This is a genomic window from Thauera sp. ZXT1-4 (genome assembly GCF_052598215.2).
Window position 1 is genome coordinate 60067 of the sequence record NZ_JBQWSN020000012.1, and the last position, 17496, is coordinate 77562.

Annotated in this window: 16 protein-coding genes; 2 read left to right on the top strand and 14 right to left on the bottom strand. The window is 64.6% G+C overall.

Annotated features, from left to right (window positions below; translation table 11 throughout):
• Window positions 1-3: 3 nt before the first annotated feature.
• The 14 genes from lpxB to rpsB form a co-directional block, all read right to left on the bottom strand.
• Window positions 4-1155, bottom strand: a complete 1152-nt coding sequence (gene lpxB / locus ACUH78_RS11190; RefSeq protein WP_435749863.1) for a lipid-A-disaccharide synthase — start codon at window positions 1153-1155, stop codon at window positions 4-6.
• A gap of 16 nt (window positions 1156-1171) precedes the next feature.
• Entirely contained in the window at window positions 1172-1960 is a 789-nt protein-coding gene (gene lpxA, locus ACUH78_RS11195) for an acyl-ACP--UDP-N-acetylglucosamine O-acyltransferase (RefSeq protein WP_445333490.1), read from the bottom strand.
• Window positions 1957-2391: a 3-hydroxyacyl-ACP dehydratase FabZ gene (fabZ, locus tag ACUH78_RS11200; protein WP_435749861.1), complete on the bottom strand. Its 435-nt coding sequence runs from the start codon at window positions 2389-2391 to the stop codon at window positions 1957-1959. Before fabZ ends, lpxA begins: the two co-directional genes overlap by 4 nt.
• 6 nt (window positions 2392-2397) lie before the next feature.
• On the bottom strand, window positions 2398-3435 hold the full coding sequence (lpxD, locus tag ACUH78_RS11205) for a UDP-3-O-(3-hydroxymyristoyl)glucosamine N-acyltransferase (protein ID WP_435749860.1): 1038 nt from the start codon (window positions 3433-3435) through the stop codon (window positions 2398-2400).
• Window positions 3436-3448: 13 nt separating this feature from the next.
• Complete coding sequence (locus ACUH78_RS11210) at window positions 3449-3949, bottom strand: OmpH/Skp family outer membrane protein (protein WP_418362745.1); 501 nt, start codon at window positions 3947-3949, stop codon at window positions 3449-3451.
• Window positions 3950-3984: 35 nt separating this feature from the next.
• Entirely contained in the window at window positions 3985-6342 is a 2358-nt protein-coding gene (gene bamA / locus ACUH78_RS11215; protein ID WP_445333491.1) for an outer membrane protein assembly factor BamA, read from the bottom strand.
• A gap of 7 nt (window positions 6343-6349) precedes the next feature.
• On the bottom strand, window positions 6350-7714 hold the full coding sequence (gene rseP, locus ACUH78_RS11220; protein ID WP_445333492.1) for an RIP metalloprotease RseP: 1365 nt from the start codon (window positions 7712-7714) through the stop codon (window positions 6350-6352).
• The gene (ispC, locus tag ACUH78_RS11225; RefSeq protein WP_445333493.1) at window positions 7714-8913 is read right to left on the bottom strand and encodes a 1-deoxy-D-xylulose-5-phosphate reductoisomerase; all 1200 of its coding nucleotides are present in this window, start codon (window positions 8911-8913) and stop codon (window positions 7714-7716) included. Before ispC ends, rseP begins: the two co-directional genes overlap by 1 nt.
• A 48-nt stretch (window positions 8914-8961) precedes the next feature.
• Window positions 8962-9783: a phosphatidate cytidylyltransferase gene (locus ACUH78_RS11230; RefSeq protein ID WP_435749856.1), complete on the bottom strand. Its 822-nt coding sequence runs from the start codon at window positions 9781-9783 to the stop codon at window positions 8962-8964.
• Complete coding sequence (gene uppS, locus ACUH78_RS11235; RefSeq protein WP_435749855.1) at window positions 9776-10555, bottom strand: polyprenyl diphosphate synthase; 780 nt, start codon at window positions 10553-10555, stop codon at window positions 9776-9778. The genes ACUH78_RS11230 and uppS overlap by 8 nt, the downstream gene beginning before the upstream one ends.
• Before the next feature lie 49 nt (window positions 10556-10604).
• Window positions 10605-11162, bottom strand: coding sequence for a ribosome recycling factor (gene frr / locus ACUH78_RS11240; RefSeq protein ID WP_418362739.1), 558 nt, complete (start codon window positions 11160-11162; stop codon window positions 10605-10607).
• Between the two features lie 18 nt (window positions 11163-11180).
• Window positions 11181-11894 (bottom strand): UMP kinase, encoded by a 714-nt coding sequence (gene pyrH, locus ACUH78_RS11245; RefSeq protein ID WP_418362738.1) that lies wholly within the window; start codon window positions 11892-11894, stop codon window positions 11181-11183.
• 10 nt (window positions 11895-11904) lie between these two features.
• Window positions 11905-12807, bottom strand: a complete 903-nt coding sequence (gene tsf / locus ACUH78_RS11250; protein WP_418362737.1) for a translation elongation factor Ts — start codon at window positions 12805-12807, stop codon at window positions 11905-11907.
• Between the two features lie 177 nt (window positions 12808-12984).
• On the bottom strand, window positions 12985-13740 hold the full coding sequence (gene rpsB, locus ACUH78_RS11255) for a 30S ribosomal protein S2 (RefSeq protein WP_418362736.1): 756 nt from the start codon (window positions 13738-13740) through the stop codon (window positions 12985-12987).
• A 309-nt stretch (window positions 13741-14049) separates the two neighbouring features.
• On the opposite strand from rpsB, the gene map reads away from it, so the two are divergent.
• Together map and ACUH78_RS11265 are read left to right on the top strand one after the other, a co-directional pair.
• On the top strand, window positions 14050-14871 hold the full coding sequence (map, locus tag ACUH78_RS11260; RefSeq protein ID WP_435749853.1) for a type I methionyl aminopeptidase: 822 nt from the start codon (window positions 14050-14052) through the stop codon (window positions 14869-14871).
• Between the two features lie 23 nt (window positions 14872-14894).
• Window positions 14895-17471 carry a [protein-PII] uridylyltransferase gene (locus tag ACUH78_RS11265; RefSeq protein ID WP_445333494.1) on the top strand — a complete coding sequence of 859 codons (2577 nt, stop codon included), beginning with the start codon at window positions 14895-14897 and terminating at the stop codon, window positions 17469-17471.
• Window positions 17472-17496 lie beyond the last annotated feature (25 nt).

The window sequence follows — 17496 nt, forward strand, 5'->3', positions numbered from 1 at the left end:
TGCTCACGCCCCGGGGCGGGAAAGATAAGGCAGGATGGCCTCGGCCGCCCTGCGGGCGGTACCCTGCTTCAGGCTGAGGTGCAGTTCCATGAAGCGCGCCTCGACCACTGCCCGACGGGCGGGTTCCTGGAGCCAGGCAAGCAGCGCTTCGGCGAGCCGCTCGGGCGTCGCATCGTCCTGCAACAGTTCGGGCACGACAGTATCCCCGCACAGGATGTTCGGCAGGCCGACCCAAGGCAGATAGGCCATCCGTTTCATGAGGCGGTACTGCCACTTGCCGATGCGGTAGGTGATCACCATCGGTCGCTTCAGCAGCGCGGCCTCGAGGCTCGCCGTCCCGCTCGCCACCAGCACCACATCAGCCGCGGTCATTGCCTCCACTGCCTGGCCCGGAAGCAGTTCGAGCGGCACGTCCTGCGCCTGGCAACGGACAATGGCCTCGTCGAAAATCTGCCGGGTCTCGGGCGTTGCGAGCGGAACGAGAAAGCGCAGATCCGGCGCCCGCTCGCGCAACCGGCGGGCAGTTTCGATGAAGGTGGCAGCGAGATTGCGCACCTCGGATTGCCGGCTTCCAGGCAGCAGTGCCACCACCTGTTGCGCGACGGCAATACCCAAGGCTACCCGCGCCTGGTCGCGGTCGGGCTGCAGCGGGAACACGTCGGCAAGGGGGTGACCAACGTAGGTCACGGGCACCCCGGCCCGCGCATAGAGTTCGGGCTCGAACGGGAACAGGCACAGCATGTGTGACACCGAGCGCGCGATGCGCTTGATGCGGCCGCCCCGCCAGGCCCAGATCGAAGGGCTGACGAAATGGATCGACGCGATGCCCGCCGCGCGCGCCTTGCCTTCGAGCCAGAGGTTGAAGTCCGGCGCATCGACCCCGATGAAGACATCGGGTCGCTCGTGCAGGATCTGCCCCAGCAGGTCGCGGCGAATTCCCGAAAGCTCGCGATAACGCTTCAGCGCATCGACGTAGCCATGCACGGCGAGCCGTTCGCATGGCCAGCGCGCCTCGAAGCCCTCGGCCTGCATCCTGGGCCCGCCGATGCCGAAGAACTCCGCGTCGGGCACATGCTGCCTGAGCGCACGGATCAGATGGCTGGCAAGCAGGTCGCCGGAGGTTTCTCCGGCGACCATGGCAATACGGACCGTCATCGCAAGGTCGGCGTGCTCAGCGCACGAGACCACGCCCGGATTCGGCGATGAAATCCGAGAACAGGGCGACTTCAGGCTGCGCGGCGGCGATCTCAGCCACGCGCTGGCGAGCCTCTTCGAGCGACAGTCCGCTGCGGTAGAGGGTACGGTAGGCGCGCTTGACGCCGGCGATTGCCTCGGCCGAGTACCCTCGGCGGCGCAGCCCTTCGCTGTTGATGCCGTGCGGCTTGGCCGGGTTGCCCGCCACGGTCACGAACGGCGGAAGGTCCTGCAGGAGCACCGTTCCCACGCCGCAGAAGCTGTGCGCACCAACGCGGCAGAACTGGTGCACACCGGTGAAACCGCCCAGGATCGCCCAGTCGCCAACGTGTACATGGCCTGCCAGCGTGGCGTTGTTGGCGAAGGTGGTGTGATTGCCTACATGACAGTCGTGGGCGATGTGCACATAGGCCATGATCCAGTTGTCGCTGCCGATGTGCGTGATGTGCGCATCCTGGCTGGTGCCCACATTGAAGGAGCAGAACTCGCGGATCGTGTTGCGATCACCGATCTCGAGCCGGGTGGGCTCGGCATCGTACTTCTTGTCCTGCGGGCTGGCGCCGATCGAGCAGAACTGGAAGATCTCGTTGTCGCACCCGATGCGGGTGTGCCCCTCGATGACTACATGGGGGCCGATGCGGGTACGTTCGCCGATCTCGACGTGTTCGCCGACGATCGAGTACGGGCCAACGCGGACGCCAGCGGCAATCCGTGCGCCGGGATGGACGATCGCGGTGGCGTGGATGCTGGCGCTCGGATCGATCATAGCGTCTTGATCGCGCACATCAGCTCGGCCTCGGCTGCGAGATCACCGTCCACGGTCGCACGCGCCTTGTACTTGTAGATGTTGCGCTTGCTTTGCGTGATCTCCACCTCGAAGATCAACTGGTCGCCCGGCACCACCGGTCGCTTGAAGCGCGCGTGGTCGATGCCGGCGAAGTACACCACCGAGTTCTCATCGGGCTTGACCCCGCTGCTCTTGAATGAAAGCAGCGCTGCCGCCTGCGCCATGGCCTCGATGATGAGCACGCCAGGCATGACGGGATGATGCGGGAAGTGGCCCGGGAAGAAGGGCTCGTTCATGGTCACGTTCTTGAGCGCCCGCGCACGCACGCCCGGCTCGATCTCAAGCACGCGATCGACGAGCAGGAAGGGGTAGCGGTGCGGGAGGTACTGCAGGATTTCCTTGATGTCCATGATCGTTCAGCCCGGATTGCGGTCTTCGGAACCGTCGTGATGATTATGTTCGAGTTGGCGGACGCGCTTCGCGAGCGCATCCAGGTGGCGCAGGTGGGAGAAGTTCTTCACCCAGTCGCCATGGGTCTGCAGGGGGAGATTCCCGGTATACACGCCCGGCTTGTTGATCGACTTGGCAACCAGGGTCCATGCGGAGACCACGACGTCATCTGCGATCTCGAGATGCCCGGAGATGCCCGCCTGACCGCCGATCATGCAGCGCGCGCCGATCTGCGCACTGCCGGCGACGCCTGCGCAGCCTGCCATGATGGTGTGCGCGCCGACACGGACGTTGTGCGCGATCTGGATCAGGTTGTCGAGCTTGACGCCGTCGCCGATCACCGTGTCGTCGAGCGCACCCCGGTCGATGGTGGTGTTCGCACCGATCTCCACGTCGTTGCCGATCACGACCCGCCCGGTTTGCGGAATCTTGACCCAGGCACCGGATCGCTCACGGGCAAAGCCGAAACCATCCGCACCGACCACCACGCCGGCATGCAGGATGCAGTCCTCGCCGACCACGCAGTCGTGGTAGACCGTTACGTTCGCATGCAGGCGCGTACCCCGCCCGATGCGCGCACCACGTCCGACGAAGCAGTTCGGCCCGATCACCACGTCCTCGCCGAGCTCGACTCCCTCTTCGACGCAGGCACCCGGCCCCACCTCGACGCTCGCCGGTACCACGCAATCCACGCTGGCCATCCGATGCACACCCGGACGGGGTGCGGGCTGCGGAGAGAAAATCTGCGCGACGCGGGCGAAATAGAGGTAGGGATCCGGGGTGACGATCAGCGTCCGAGCGGTGAGTTGTTCGCAGGAATCGGGGCCTACGATCAACGCGCTGGCCGCACAGTCCCTCACCTGAGCGAGGTACTTGCGGTTGGCGAGAAAGGCGAGGTCGCCCTCCCCGGCCTTTTCCAGCGTGGCGACACGCGCAACGGCGACGTCGCCGTCGCCGCGCAGTTCGCCACCGAGGCGGTCAACCAGTTCTTGCAGTCGGAACATGCGCCTGCCGTGCTTACTTGGCGTCGGACAGGGCCTTGATGACCTTGTCGGTGATGTCGATGCGCGGATTCGCGTACACCGCTTCCTGGAAGATGATGTCGTAGTTCTCGTTCTCGGCGATGTCCTTGATCGAGCGGTTGGCCCGATCCAGCACCGTGGCGAGTTCCTCGTTGCGACGCTGGTTCAGGTCTTCACGGAACTCGCGCTGCTTGCGCTGGAAGTCGCGGTTCAGGTCGGTGAACGAGCGCTCCTTGTTACGACGATCATTCTCGCCCATCGTGGGACCGTTACGCTCCAAGTCATCCTGCATCGACTTGAGGTCGCGCGCCATGCGCTGGAGTTCCTGGTCGCGCTTCTCGAACTCCTTCTCGAGGCGCTGCTGCGCGCGCACGGCCGGCGCCGCCTCGCGCATCACGCGGTCGGAGTTGACGAAACCGATCTTGGTTTCTGCGATGGCGGCCTGGGAGAGGGCGAGCAGCGCGGCTGCAACCAGGGAGAGGGTACTGACTTTCACTTATGCCTCCGGATGAAACTGGATCGCCCGCAGCGTCAGAACACGCTGCCGAGCTGGAACTGGAATCGCTGGACTTCGTCCTGGTCCTTCTTGTTGAGCGGATGACCGAAGCTGAACTTGAGCGGGCCGATCGGCGAGCTCCACGCGAATGCGAGACCGGTACTGTAGCGCAGGTCGCTGAAGCGCAGCTTCTGCTCCTCGAACTGGTCGCTGCCCAGGGGTTGCTCGTCTTCGCCCCAGACATAGCCGGCATCGAAAAACGCCGAGATGCGGAACGAACGGTCCTTGCCTGCACCAGGCATCGGGAAGTAGAACTCGGCATTGCCGACGATCTTGCGCGTACCGCCGGTCGAGGTCACGTCCCCGTCCGTGTCCCGGAACTTGGGACCGATCGAGCCCTGGTCGTAACCGCGCACCGAGCCGATACCGCCGACGTAGTAGTTCTTGTAGAACGGAACCTCCTTGCCACCGAAGCCCTTCGCCCAACCCACATCTGCATTGAGCATCAGCGCGTAATCACGCCCGATCGGGAACCAGTGCTGGTGCTGATAGCCGATCTTGCCGTAACGCAGATCTCCGACCGGAACCGTCAACTCGCCATAGACCCGTTGATACGTGCCCGAACGCGGATAGGTGAAGCTGTCGCGGCTGTCGCGCGCCCAGCCCACAGTCGCGATCAGGCTGGTAACCGTCACATCGCCGGTGCCGTCGCTGTTGTTGCAGCCACCGAAGTCGCGGCAGAAGTCCTTGTAGAGCTTGGGGCTCAACGCGTAGGTCGTGATCTCGGTGTGGTCGGCCGTCAGACCGAAATTGATCTGGTCATCTTCGGCAATCGGCCAGCCCAGGCGGATACCGGCACCGGTCGAAACCGTCTTGTAAGGTGACACGCTATCGAGTTCGTCCGCATCGTAGGTGCGGTGATAGAGATCCCAGCCAAGACTCACGCCGTCCACCGTGTAATACGGATTGGTAAACGAGAGCGCCAGGGTGCGACTCGACTCACTGGTGTTCAGTCCGAGGGTCAAGGCATTGCCGCTGCCAAACAGGTTCTGCTGTGCAATCGAAGCCGACAGGACGATGTTTTCCGCGCTGGAGAAGCCCGCACCGAGCATCAGGTTGCCGGTTGGACGCTCCTTGACGGTGAAGTTGACATCCACCTGGTCCGTGGTGCCGGGGACCGCAGGGGTCTCGACGTTCACCTCGTCAAAGAAGCCAAGCCGGTCGATGCGGGTGCGCGAGCGGTTGATCGCCGCCGCGTCGTACCAGCCGCCTTCCATCTGGCGCATCTCGCGGCGCACCACCTCGTCGCGCGTCTTGGTGTTGCCGCCGACGTTGATGCGGCGCACATAGACCCTGCGACCCGGGTCAACGAACACCGTGAATGCGACCTCACGCTTCTCCTTGTCAACCTCGGGCGCGGCGTTCACGTTGGCGAAAGCGTAGCCTTCATTGCCGAGGCGGTCAGTGATCGCCTTGGTGGTCTCGGTCAGGTTCTCGCGCGAGAAGGTGTCGCCGGGGCGGATTTTCGACAGCGCCACGTAGTCCGACTCCGGCAACACAAGATCGCCGGTAAAGCGCACGCCGGTGACGGTGTACTTCTCACCCTCGGTGATGTTCACCGTGACGTAGATGTCGCGCTTGTCGGGCGTGATCGAAACCTGCGTGGAGTCGATGTTGAAGTCGAGATAGCCCTGGTCGAGATAGAACGAGCGCAGGGTTTCCAGATCGGCGGAGAGCTTCTGACGCGAGTACTGGTCGTTCTTGGTGTACCAGGTCAGCCAGCCCGGCGTCGTCAGTTGCATCTGGTCGAGCAGATCGTCGGCGTCGAAGGCTTTCGCGCCGACAATGTTGATCTGGCGGATCTTCGCGACGCCGCCTTCTTCCACCGCGAAGTTGATGCCGACGCGGTTGCGCTCGAGCGGCGTGACCGTGGTGGTCACCGTCGCGGCGTACTTGCCGCGCGACAGGTACTGGCGCTTGAGTTCCTGCTCGGCACGCTCCAGCAGCGCGCGATCGAAGATGCGGGACTCGGCGAGTCCGACATCGCGCAAGCCCTTCTTGAGCGCATCCTTGTCGAACTCCTTGACGCCCACGAAGTCGATGTCGGCGATTGCCGGGCGCTCGTCCACGACGACGACGATTACGTCGCCCTCGGTCTCGATGCGGACGTCGTTGAAGAAGCCCGTGGCGAAGAGCGCACGGATGGCATCGGAAGCCTGCCCCTCGGTGAAGGTTTCACCCACTCGTACCGGGAGATAGTTGAACACGGTGCCCGCCTCGGTGCGCTGGATGCCTTCGACCCGGATGTCCTTGACGACGAAGGGGTCGAATGCGAGGGCCGGCGCAGCGGCGAACAGGGCCATCAGGAGCCCGGGCAGGAGCTTGCGATTCATGCGGGATTCAGCCGGAAATGAGACGGTTGATGTCGTTGTAGAAGGCGAATGCCATGAGCATGATCAGGAGTGCAAGGCCGATCTGCTGGCCGATCTCCATGATGCGCTCGGGGATGGGGCCGCCCTTGATGATTTCGGCCGTATAGTACATCAAGTGCCCCCCGTCCAGAACCGGGATTGGGAGCAGGTTGAGCACGCCGAGGCTGATGCTGATCAGGGCGACGAACTTCAGGTAGTGGCTCAATCCGAGCTGCGCGGTCTGCCCCGCGTAGTCGGCGATCGTCACCGGTCCGGAAAGGTTCTTCCAGGACACTTCACCCGTAAACATGCGGCCGATCATCTTGAGGCTGAGCACGCTGGTCTCCCAGGTATGCCGCACGGCCTTGCCGATCGCTTCGAGCGGGCCGTAGCGCACCTCGCCGAACATCTGCACGCCACCGGGCGCAGGCTCGGCAACGCCCACCCCGATGCGGCCGATGCGGGTGCTGCCCTCCTCCGCCGACTCCGGAACAACGCTGAAGCGCAGGCGTTCGCCGCCACGTTCGACCTCGAACGACAGCGCTCTTCCCGGCGCCTGGCGTACCGCCTGTACCAGCTCGCCCCAGTGGCCGATCGGTACATCGGCGATCGACAGCACGCGGTCGCCGCTCAGCAGACCCGCCCGGGCCGCAGCGCTGCCCTCGGCAACCCGACCGAGCACGGCGGGAATCTCCGGACGCCAGGGCTTCAGCCCGATGCGTTCGATCAGATCCTTGCCGTCCTCATCGATCGCCACGCCGGACAGGTTCAGATTACGAAGGGCATCCACGTCTTCCAGCGTACGCACACGCAGGACGATCTCGCGCTGATCGAGCGCATGACGCAGCAGGACCCAGCGCAGATCCTGCCAGCTCGCCACGGGCTCCTCGTCCACAGCAACCACCAGATCGCCATCCCGAACGCCGGCCGCCTGGGCGATCGCCGGAGTATCGGAAAGGGCCACGCGCGGTCGAAGCTCCTCGGTACCCGCCACGAACAGGCCCCAGTAAAGCAGGATGGCAAGCAGGAAATTGGCCAGCGGCCCGGCTGCGACGATCGCAAAGCGACGGTAGACGCTCTGCCGGTTGAACGCGCGATGCAGTTCTTCCGGCGCCACGGTGCCTTCACGCTCGTCCAGCATCTTCACGTAACCACCGAGCGGAAAGGCCGCAAGCGCCCATTCGGTCCCGTCCCGCCCTGCGCGGCGGAGGATCAGCGGCTTGCCGAAGCCGATCGAGAAACGCAGCACCTTGACCCCGCACCAGCGCGCGACCAGGTAATGGCCCAACTCGTGGATGAGGATCAGCAGCCCCAGCGCAAGCGCAAAGGGAATCAGGTAATCGAACAGTGTCATCAGGTAGCCTGGCGAAGTCGGATCTGGTCGCGCGCCCACTCGCGTGCGGCAGCGTCGGCGGCGAATACCGCCTCCACCGAATCGACCGCAAGCGCGCCGCTGCGTTCCAGCGTCTCGCCGATGACGGCGGGAATGTCCAGGAATCCGATGCGGCGGTCGAGGAAAGCCGCCACGGCCTCCTCATTGGCGGCGTTGAGAACGGCCGGGGCTGCGCCACCGGCTTGCAGCGCCTCGAAGGCCAGTCGCAGACAGGGGAAACGCTCCAGATCGGGACGCTCGAACTCCAGCCGTGCGATCGCGAACAGGTCGAGCGGCTTCACGCCCGCCTCGATACGCTCCGGCCAGGCCATGGCGTGTGCGATCGGGGTGCGCATGTCAGGGTTGCCCAACTGGGCAATGACCGACCCGTCCGCATATTCCACCATCGAATGGATCACGCTCTGTGGATGCACGACGACCTCGATCATCTGCGCCGGCGCGCCGAACAGCCAGTGCGCCTCGATGACTTCCAGGCCCTTGTTCATCATGGTTGCGGAGTCCACCGAGATCTTGCGCCCCATCACCCAGTTCGGGTGTGCGCAGGCCTGTTCGGGCGTCACCGCAGCGAGGCTGTCCAGCGGCGCAGCGCGAAACGGGCCGCCGGAGGCGGTGAGCAGCACGCGGCGAACGCCTGCATCCGAGGGGCGGCGCGTATAGTCGGCCGGCAGCGCCTGGAAAATCGCGTTGTGTTCGCTGTCGATCGGCAGCAGGGTCGCGCCGTTGCGCGCCACCGCCTCCATGAACAGCGCACCCGACAGCACCAGGGCCTCCTTGTTGGCGAGGAGCACCTTCTTTCCGGCGCGCGCGGCGGCAAGCGTGGGCCGCAGTCCGGCTGCGCCGACGATGGCCGCCATCACCATGTCGACCTCGCTCGCCGCCGACACCTGTTCAAGCGCGTGCTCGCCACAGAGCACTTCGGTACGGCTACCCGCCGCACGCAAGGCACCCTCTAGCCGAGAAGCCGCAGTGGGGTCGCCCATCACCGCGTAGCGAGGCAGAAACTGCAGGCACTGCGCGAGCAGCTTGTCGTCCTGACGCTGGGCACTGAGCGCAAAGATCTCGAATCGATCGGGGTGGCGCGCAACGACGTCGAGCGTGCTCTGCCCGATCGAGCCGGTGGCACCGAGAACGGTCAGGCGCCGGAGTGCGGATTGAACCATGTCGTGGGGAGTTCCAGAACGGGGGCGACGAAGGGCGGCTGAGCCGCGTCAGCGCGCAAGCAAAAGCGCGGCAAAGGCAACCAGCGGCAGCGTGGAGGTGAGACTGTCGATCCGGTCGAGGATGCCGCCATGTCCAGGCAGGAGGGCGCCGCTGTCCTTGAGACCAGCCTGACGCTTCAAGAGCGATTCGAACAGGTCGCCGACGATGCTGATCGCAGTCCAGGCGACCAGTGCGACACCGATGACCAGCGCCCCGCCGGGTTGATTCGCCCCGAGCCCCACGAGCACACCGAACCCGAACAGCAACACGGCAAGCGCAGCACCGGCCGCCCCTTCCCAGGTCTTGCCCGGGCTGATTGATGGCGCCAGCTTGCGGCGGCCGAAGGCCCGACCGGAGAAATAGGCCGCGATGTCTGCCACCCAGACCACCGCCATCGCCCCGAGCAGCACGCCCGGGCCTATGAGGCGCAGGTGCATCATGGCGAGCGCAGTGGGCAGAAGCACGACGAAGCCAACCAAGGAGGCCGCCATCGGATTCGCCAGCGACCATTTGCGCGCCAGCCACACGGGCGCGATGAGAAGCCAGAACACGGCGCTCAGCAGATACAGCGGCAACAGTAGCGCTCCCCCGGCGAGCGTTCCATCGGCAAGACCGGCGAGGTGCCCGATGAGCAGGCAGGTGACGCCGAAGATGATTGCAGTACTCACGCGCAGCGGACGCTCGAAGCGCGCGAGCCCTCCCCACTCCCAGGCAGCCGCAGCGCAGATCAGGGAACAGACGACCGCCCAGCCCAACGGCGGCAGAAGGAACAGCGCACCAAGCAGCCCCGCGAGCAGCAGGATCGCAGTGATCACCCGGTCCTTAAGCATTGTCGCCCCGTGTCTGTAGTGTCGTCTGAAGCTGTTCGCTGGTACGGCCGAAGCGGCGCTCACGCTGCTGATACGAGGTGATCGCCTCGTCCAGCGCATCCGCATCGAAATCAGGCCAAAGCACATCGGTGAAGTGAAGCTCGGTGTAGGCGAGTTGCCAGAGCAGAAAATTGCTGATGCGCGTTTCGCCACCCGTGCGGATGAACAGGTCAGGCTCGGGTGCGTAATGCATCGACAACTCGGAGGCGAGCTCGTCCTCGGTGAAGGCTTCGCTCCGCCCGGGATGCCTGGCCATCAAACGCGAGATCGCGTTCATGATGTCCCACCGACCGCCGTAGTTGGCGGCCACGGTGAGCGTGAAGCGCGTGTTAGCGGCGGTGCGGGCTTCGGAGGCGTGAATCATCTCGACGAGCTTTGCGTCGAAACGGGAGAGGTCGCCAACCACGCGCAGGCGGATGCCATTTTCGTGCAGGCGGCCGACCTCTTTCTGCAGCGAATTGAGGAACAGCTGCATCAAAAAGGAAACCTCGTCGGCCGGCCGGCGCCAATTTTCAGAGCTGAAGGCGAACACCGTCAGGTATTCGACACCACGCTCCATGCAGGCGCGGATGACCGAGCGCAGGGCTTCCACCCCGCGCTTGTGGCCGGCGACACGCGGCAGCAGGCGCTTGCGCGCCCAGCGCCCATTGCCATCCATGATGACGGCAACATGGCGCGGTACCGCCGACACCTCGGGGATGTCCCGGGTGGAACTTCTGAACCGTCCGCTCATGCTCCGCCTCCTGTTCTGCCCATAAGGGAGCAGCCGATCCGGAAGCGGATCAGATCTGCATCAGTTCCTGCTCTTTCTGGGCGAGCAGCTTGTCGATTTCGGCGACGTATCGGTCGGTAAGCTTCTGGATCTCTTCCTCGCCACGGCGCTCGTCGTCCTCCGAGATCGCCTTGTCCTTGACGGCATCCTTCAGCTGCTGGTTCGCATCACGACGCAGGTTGCGGATCGCGACCTTGGCGTTTTCGCCTTCGTGGCGCACGACCTTGGTCAGGTCGCGGCGGCGCTCTTCGGTGAGCGCCGGCATGGGCACACGCAACAGCTCCCCCATGTTGGCCGGATTGAGGCCGAGGTCGCTGTCTCGAATGGCGCGTTCGACCTTGCCCAGCATCGGCTTTTCCCAGGTCTGCACGCCCAGCGTGCGGGCGTCGATCAGGGTGACGTTCGCCACCTGATTCACCGGCACCATGGAGCCGTAGTACTCGACCATGACGTGGTCGAGCAGACCGGCGTGGGCACGACCGGTACGGATTTTGGCAAGGTCGGTCTTGAGCGACTCGACCGATTTCTGCATCTTGCCTTCGGCGGTCTTCTTGAGTTCGGGGATCATGCGCGCATTCTCCGGAGTTCAGGAATGAACCAGCGTGCCTTCGTCTTCGCCCATCACCACACGCTTGAGCGCGCCGGGCTTGAAGATCGAAAACACGTTGATCGGCAGTTTCTGATCGCGACACAGCGCGAACGCGGTCGAGTCCAGGACCGCCAGGTTGCGGCCGATGGCCTCGTCGAAGCTGATGCGATGGTAACGCTGAGCCTGCGGATCCTTCTTGGGATCGGCCGTGTAGATACCATCGACCTTGGTGGCCTTGAGGACGATCTGGGCGCCGATCTCGGCCCCACGCAACGCGGCGGCGGTATCGGTGGTGAAGAAGGGGTTTCCGGTGCCGGCGGCGAAGATCACCACCCGTCCCTCTTCCAGATGCCGGATCGCACGACCGCGGATGTAAGGCTCGACGACCTGGTCGATGCGCAGCGCCGACTGGACACGCGCAGGCACGTCCATGCGGCGCATGGCATCGGCGATGGCCATGGCGTTCATCACCGTGGCCAGCATGCCCATGTAGTCGGCGGTGGCGCGATCCATGCCGGAAGCCGCGCCCTTCATGCCACGGAAGATGTTGCCGCCGCCGATCACCACACCGACCTGGACACCGAGTTGCGTGATCTCGGCGACTTCGGACACGATGCGGGTGACGACCTCCTCGTTGATCCCGTAAGCGTCGTCCCCCATCAGGGCTTCGCCGGAGAGCTTGAGCAGGATGCGCTTGTAGGCGGCGGACATCTGCATCTCCTTACTGCTTGGCCGCAGCGGCAGCGGCGGCCTGCTCGGCCACCTCGGCAGCGAAGTCGGTGACCTTCTTCTCGATGCCTTCGCCAACGAGGTACAGCGCGAAGCTCGCGACCGATGCACCCTTGGCCTTGAGCAACTGCTCGATGGTCTGCTTGCCGTCTTCGGCCTTGACGAACACCTGCGCCAGCAGGGTGACGTCTTTCAGGAACTTCTGCACCGTGCCATCGGCGATCTTTTCCAGCATCGCTTCGGGCTTGTTGTCGGCGCGGGCTTTCTCGATCGCGATGCGGCGCTCGGCGTCGATCAGATCCTGGGAAACGCCCGACGCGTCCAGCGCCTTCGGCTTGGAGGCGGCAATGTGCATCGCGATGTCCTTGCCGAGTTGCTCGTCACCGCCGACCAGGTCCAGCAGCACGCCGATCTTGGCGCCGCCGTGGATGTACGAGAACAACTGGCCCTTGGCTTCGACGCGGGTGAAACGGCGGATCGACATGTTCTCGCCGATCTTGCCGACCAGCGCGCTGCGGGTCGATTCGACGGTACCTTCGCCCAGCGGCAGCGCCGACAGTGCGGCGACGTCGGCGGGGTTGCTCGCGGACACGAGACCGGCGCAGTTTTGCACCAGGGCGAGGAAGTCGTCGTTCTTGGCGACGAAGTCGGTCTCGCAGTTAACCTCGATGATCGAGCCCAGCTTGCCATCGGCCGAGATGTCGATGCCGACCACGCCTTCGGCAGCCACGCGGGCCGCGGCCTTGGTTGCCTTGTTGCCGAGCTTGACGCGCAGGATCTCTTCGGCCTTGGCCATGTCCCCACCGGCCTCGGTCAGTGCCTTCTTGCACTCCATCATCGGCGCGTCGGTCTTCTCGCGCAGTTCCTTGACCATGCTTGCGGTGATTTCCGCCATGCTAGCTCCTGAATGTATCTGGGTTGACGTTCGGGTTGCGGCTACCGCCCCGCACGGGCACATGACCCGGGAGCGGAAGCCTGAATTCTTTCCGGGGCGGGTTACAGCTGGCATGTCGCCGGCCGCGCCCACCACCCGGATTGCAAAAGGGGCCCCTCGGGCCCCCTTCGCTGAGGATCAGGCCTGCTCTTGCGTGCCTTCTTCCTCGACCTCGACGAACTCGTCGCCGCCGGCATCGACGATTTCCTGCAGCACCTGGCTGCGGCCCTGCAGCACGGCATCGGCTACGCCACGGGCGTACAGACGGATGGCACGCGAGGAGTCGTCGTTACCCGGGATGATGTAATCCACACCCTCGGGCGAGTGGTTCGTGTCGACCACGGCCACGACCGGGATCCCGAGCTTCTGCGCTTCGGTGATGGCGATCTTGTGATAGCCGACGTCGATGATGAACAGTGCGTCCGGCAGACCGCCCATTTCCTTGATGCCGCCGATCGACTTCTGCAGTTTCTCGAGTTCGCGGCGAACGGTCAGCGCTTCACGCTTGGACAGACGCTCGATCGAGCCGTCTTCCATCATCGCCTCGACTTCCTTCAGACGCTTGATCGACTGCTTGACGGTCTTGAAGTTGGTCAGCATGCCGCCGAGCCAGCGCTCGTCAACATAGGGCATGCCGGCGCGCTGCGCTTCCTCGGCGATGATCTCGCGCGCCTGACGCTTGGTGCTGACGAACATGATGTTGCCGCGGTTGGCCGCGAGCTTGCGCACGAAGTCCATGGCTTCGTTGTACTTCACCATCGTCTTCTCGAGGTTGACGATGTGGATCTTGTTGCGCTGGCCGAAAATGAAAGGGGCCATGCGCGGATTCCAGAAGCGGGTCTGGTGACCGAAGTGGACGCCGGCTTCCAGCATCTGACGCATCGTTACGGACATTTGATACTCCAAGTTTTCGAAGGGTTGAACCTCCGCCCTGCGGATGCCGAGCCCATCCACACCCGAGCGGGTGCAAACATGGCGCTGCAGTTCCTGCCGTCCGAAGCATGCCGTCACCAGGACGGACACACACCGTACGGACCCCTTTGCCGCAGGACGTGCGGATTTTGCCTGCCCAAGCAGACAAGCCCGCGATACTAGCACGCGTCGCAAGCTGCGCTCAACATGTTCCAGGATGGATGTTTGCCGCGGAAGGGTGGCTTGCGCTAGCCTAGACACCTTCCAGCCCCCGCAACAGAAGACCATCGAATGAGCATCGTCATCAAGACCGAAGAAGAGATCGAGAAAATGCGCGTCGCCTGCCGGCTGGCGGCCGAGGTACTCGACTACATCGAGCCCCATGTCGCGCCCGGCGTCACGACAGCGGAGCTCGACCGCCTGTGCCATGACTACATGGTGAACGTGCAAGGGACCGTGCCCGCGCCGCTGAATTATGCCCCCCCGGGCTATACACCCTACCCCAAGTCAATCTGCACCTCGATCAACCACCAGGTCTGCCATGGCGTGCCGAGCGACAAGGCGCTGAAGAAGGGCGACATCGTCAACCTCGACATCACCGTGATCAAGGACGGCTTCCATGGTGACACCAGCCGGATGTTCCTCGTGGGCGGAGCGAACGCTGCGAGCATCATCGCCCGCCGGCTGAGCCAGATCACCTACGAATGCATGTGGCTCGGTATCGCCGCGGTCAAACCGGGCGGACGACTCGGCGACATCGGCGCGGTGATCCAGAAGCACGCCGAAGGAAACGGCTTCTCGGTCGTGCGGGAGTTCTGCGGCCACGGCATCGGCCGCAAGTTCCACGAGGATCCGCAGGTACTCCACTACGGCAAGGCCGGCACCGGGCCCGAGCTCAAACCCGGCATGATCTTCACCATCGAGCCGATGATCAACGCCGGCAAGGCGGCGATCTCCGAGCTCCCCGACGGCTGGACCATCGTCACCAAGGATCGCAGCCTTTCGGCACAGTGGGAGCACACGGTCGTGGTCACCGAAACCGGCGTCGAGGTGCTGACCCTGTCCGAGAAATGCCCGCCTCCACCCGCACTGGTTGCCGAACGCTTCGCCTGAGAGACGCCGGGCGACCGAGCCGAATGAACGACACCGCAACCTGCCCCTTGCCGGACCACATCCCCGCTGCCCGGCAGAGGATTGCCGAGGGCATGGCGGCCCTGCGCGCCGCGTATGAGGAACACCCGCACACGGCGAACCTGCTGCAGGGCCGTGCCGAACTGGTCGACCGTGAGCTCGCTGCGCTCTGGACCGCCTGCGGCATGCCCACCGAGGCCGCGGTGGTCGCAGTCGGCGGGTATGGTCGCGGGGAGCTTTTCCCGGCCTCGGACGTAGACGTACTGATACTGCTGCAGGAACCGTCGGACGCAGCCATGCAGGGCAAGCTCTCCGCCCTGGTCGGCGCCTTGTGGGACATGGGGCTGGAGATCGGTCACGCTGTGCGTACGGTAGAGGAATGCCTGAGCACGGCGGCCGACGACATCACGGTGCAGACCAGCCTGCTGGAGGCGAGGCTGATCACCGGCAGCGCGCAACTCTTCGCCTTGCTCGAGCGTCGCTACCGCGAGAGTCTCGACGTGCGTGCCTTCTTCAAGGCCAAGCTGCTCGAGCAGGAGCAGCGTTACGCACGTTTCAACGACACGCCCTACGCACTTGAGCCCAACTGCAAGGAAAGTCCTGGCGGCCTGCGCGACATCCAGATGCTGGGCTGGATCGCCCGTGCCGCAGGCCTGGGGCGCAACTGGCGGGAGCTCGCACGCCGACGCCTGATCACCGGCGGCGAGGCAAGCGAGCTGCGCAACGCCGAGCGCTTCCTGCAGCATCTCCGTATCCGCCTGCACCATCTCGCGGGGCGCGCCGAGGATCGCCTGCTCTTCGACCACCAGGAGAAGATCGCGCGCATCCTCGGCATCGAAGCCACCGCGGTGCGGCGGGCGTCCGAAGTGCTGATGCAGCGCTACTACGTCAACGCGAAGATGGTGCTTCAGCTCAACACCTTGCTGCTGCAGAACTACGGCAGCGAGATCTGCCCCGACCGCGGCGCCGCGATCGTGATCAATCCTCGCTTCCAGGCAGTGCGGGAACTGCTCGACCTGCGCGAGGAAGACGTGTTCGAACGTCACCCCTCGGCGCTGCTCGAATGCTTCCTGCTGCTTGAGCAGCGCTCCGAGCTCAAGGGCATGACAGCGCGCACGCTGCGGGCACTATGGTCGAACCGCAAGCGGGTCAATGCCGCATTCCGCAATAACACGGAAAACCAGGCGCTGTTCCTGCAGATTCTGCAGCAGAAGCGCGGCGTGCTGCATGCATTCCGGCGCATGAACGAGTACGGCATCCTCTCGCGCTACATCCCCGCGTGGCGGCGCATCGTCGGTCAGATGCAGCACGACCTGTTCCACGTCTATACCGTCGATCAGCACATCCTCATGGTTCTGCGCAACATGCGCCGCTTCACGATGGGCGAGCATGCGCACGAGTACCCGCTGATGACCCGTTTGATCATGGGCTTCGAGCGCCACTGGCTGCTCTATGTCGCCGCACTGTTCCATGACATCGCCAAAGGCCGCGGGGGCGACCACTCCAAGCTAGGCATGGCCGATGCACGCGAGTTCTGCGTGCAGCACCGCCTGACCGAGGAAGACACCAAACTGGTGGTGTGGCTGGTCGAACACCATCTCACGATGTCGCACGTGGCACAAAAGGAAGACACGTCCGACCCGGAGGTGATCCGCCGCTTTGCCGACACGGTGGCGAATGAGCGCCGCCTGATCGCGCTCTACCTGCTCACCCACGCCGATGTGCGCGGCACCAGCCCCAAGGTCTGGAACGGCTGGAAGGGCAAACTGCTGGAAGATCTCTTCTTCGCCACGCGGCGCCTGCTGCGCGGCGCCACACCGCAGGAAGCGCTCGGACTGGACGACCGCCTCGAAGATGCGCGCCGGCAGCTGCGTTTTCACGGCCTGCGGCCGGGCGTCGAAGAAGCGCTCTGGTCCAGACTGGACCCGGTGTACTTCATGCGCCACTCGGCGGAAGAGATCGCCTGGCACACGCGCGTGCTCTATTACCGCTGCGACGCCAACGAGCCGGTGGTCAAGGCGCGCGTCGCCGAGGGCGAAGATGGCGTGCAGGTGATGGTGTTCACCCGCGACCAGAAGGATCTCTTCGTACGCCTGACCGGCTTCTTCGGTCGCATGGGCTTCACGATCCTGGACGCCAAGGTGCACACCACGCGCCACGGCTACGCGCTGGACAGCTTCATGCTCCAGGACCCGGGCCAGCAGGCCGCGTACCGAGACATCGTCACCCTGATCGAGCACGAACTCTGCGCTCGCCTGCAGAAACCCGGCCTTCCCGAGCGTCCCTCACGCGGGCGCATGTCACGTCAGGTCAAGCACTTCCCGATCACGCCCCAGGTCAGCATCCTGCCCGACGAGGCCGGGCGTCACTACGTGCTTTCACTGACCGCGGCCGACCGGCCAGGCCTGCTCTTCGACGTAGCCGGGGTGCTGGCCGATCACGGCATCCGCCTGCACACTGCGAAGATCGCGACCCTGGGCGAGCGCGTGGAAGACACCTTCCTGCTCACCGGGCAGGTGCTCGCACAGGATGCGCAGGTGCTCAGGATCGAGCGCGAGTTGCTCGACCGTCTGCAGATCTGAACGGCGGGCAGGCCTGCGCGCACCC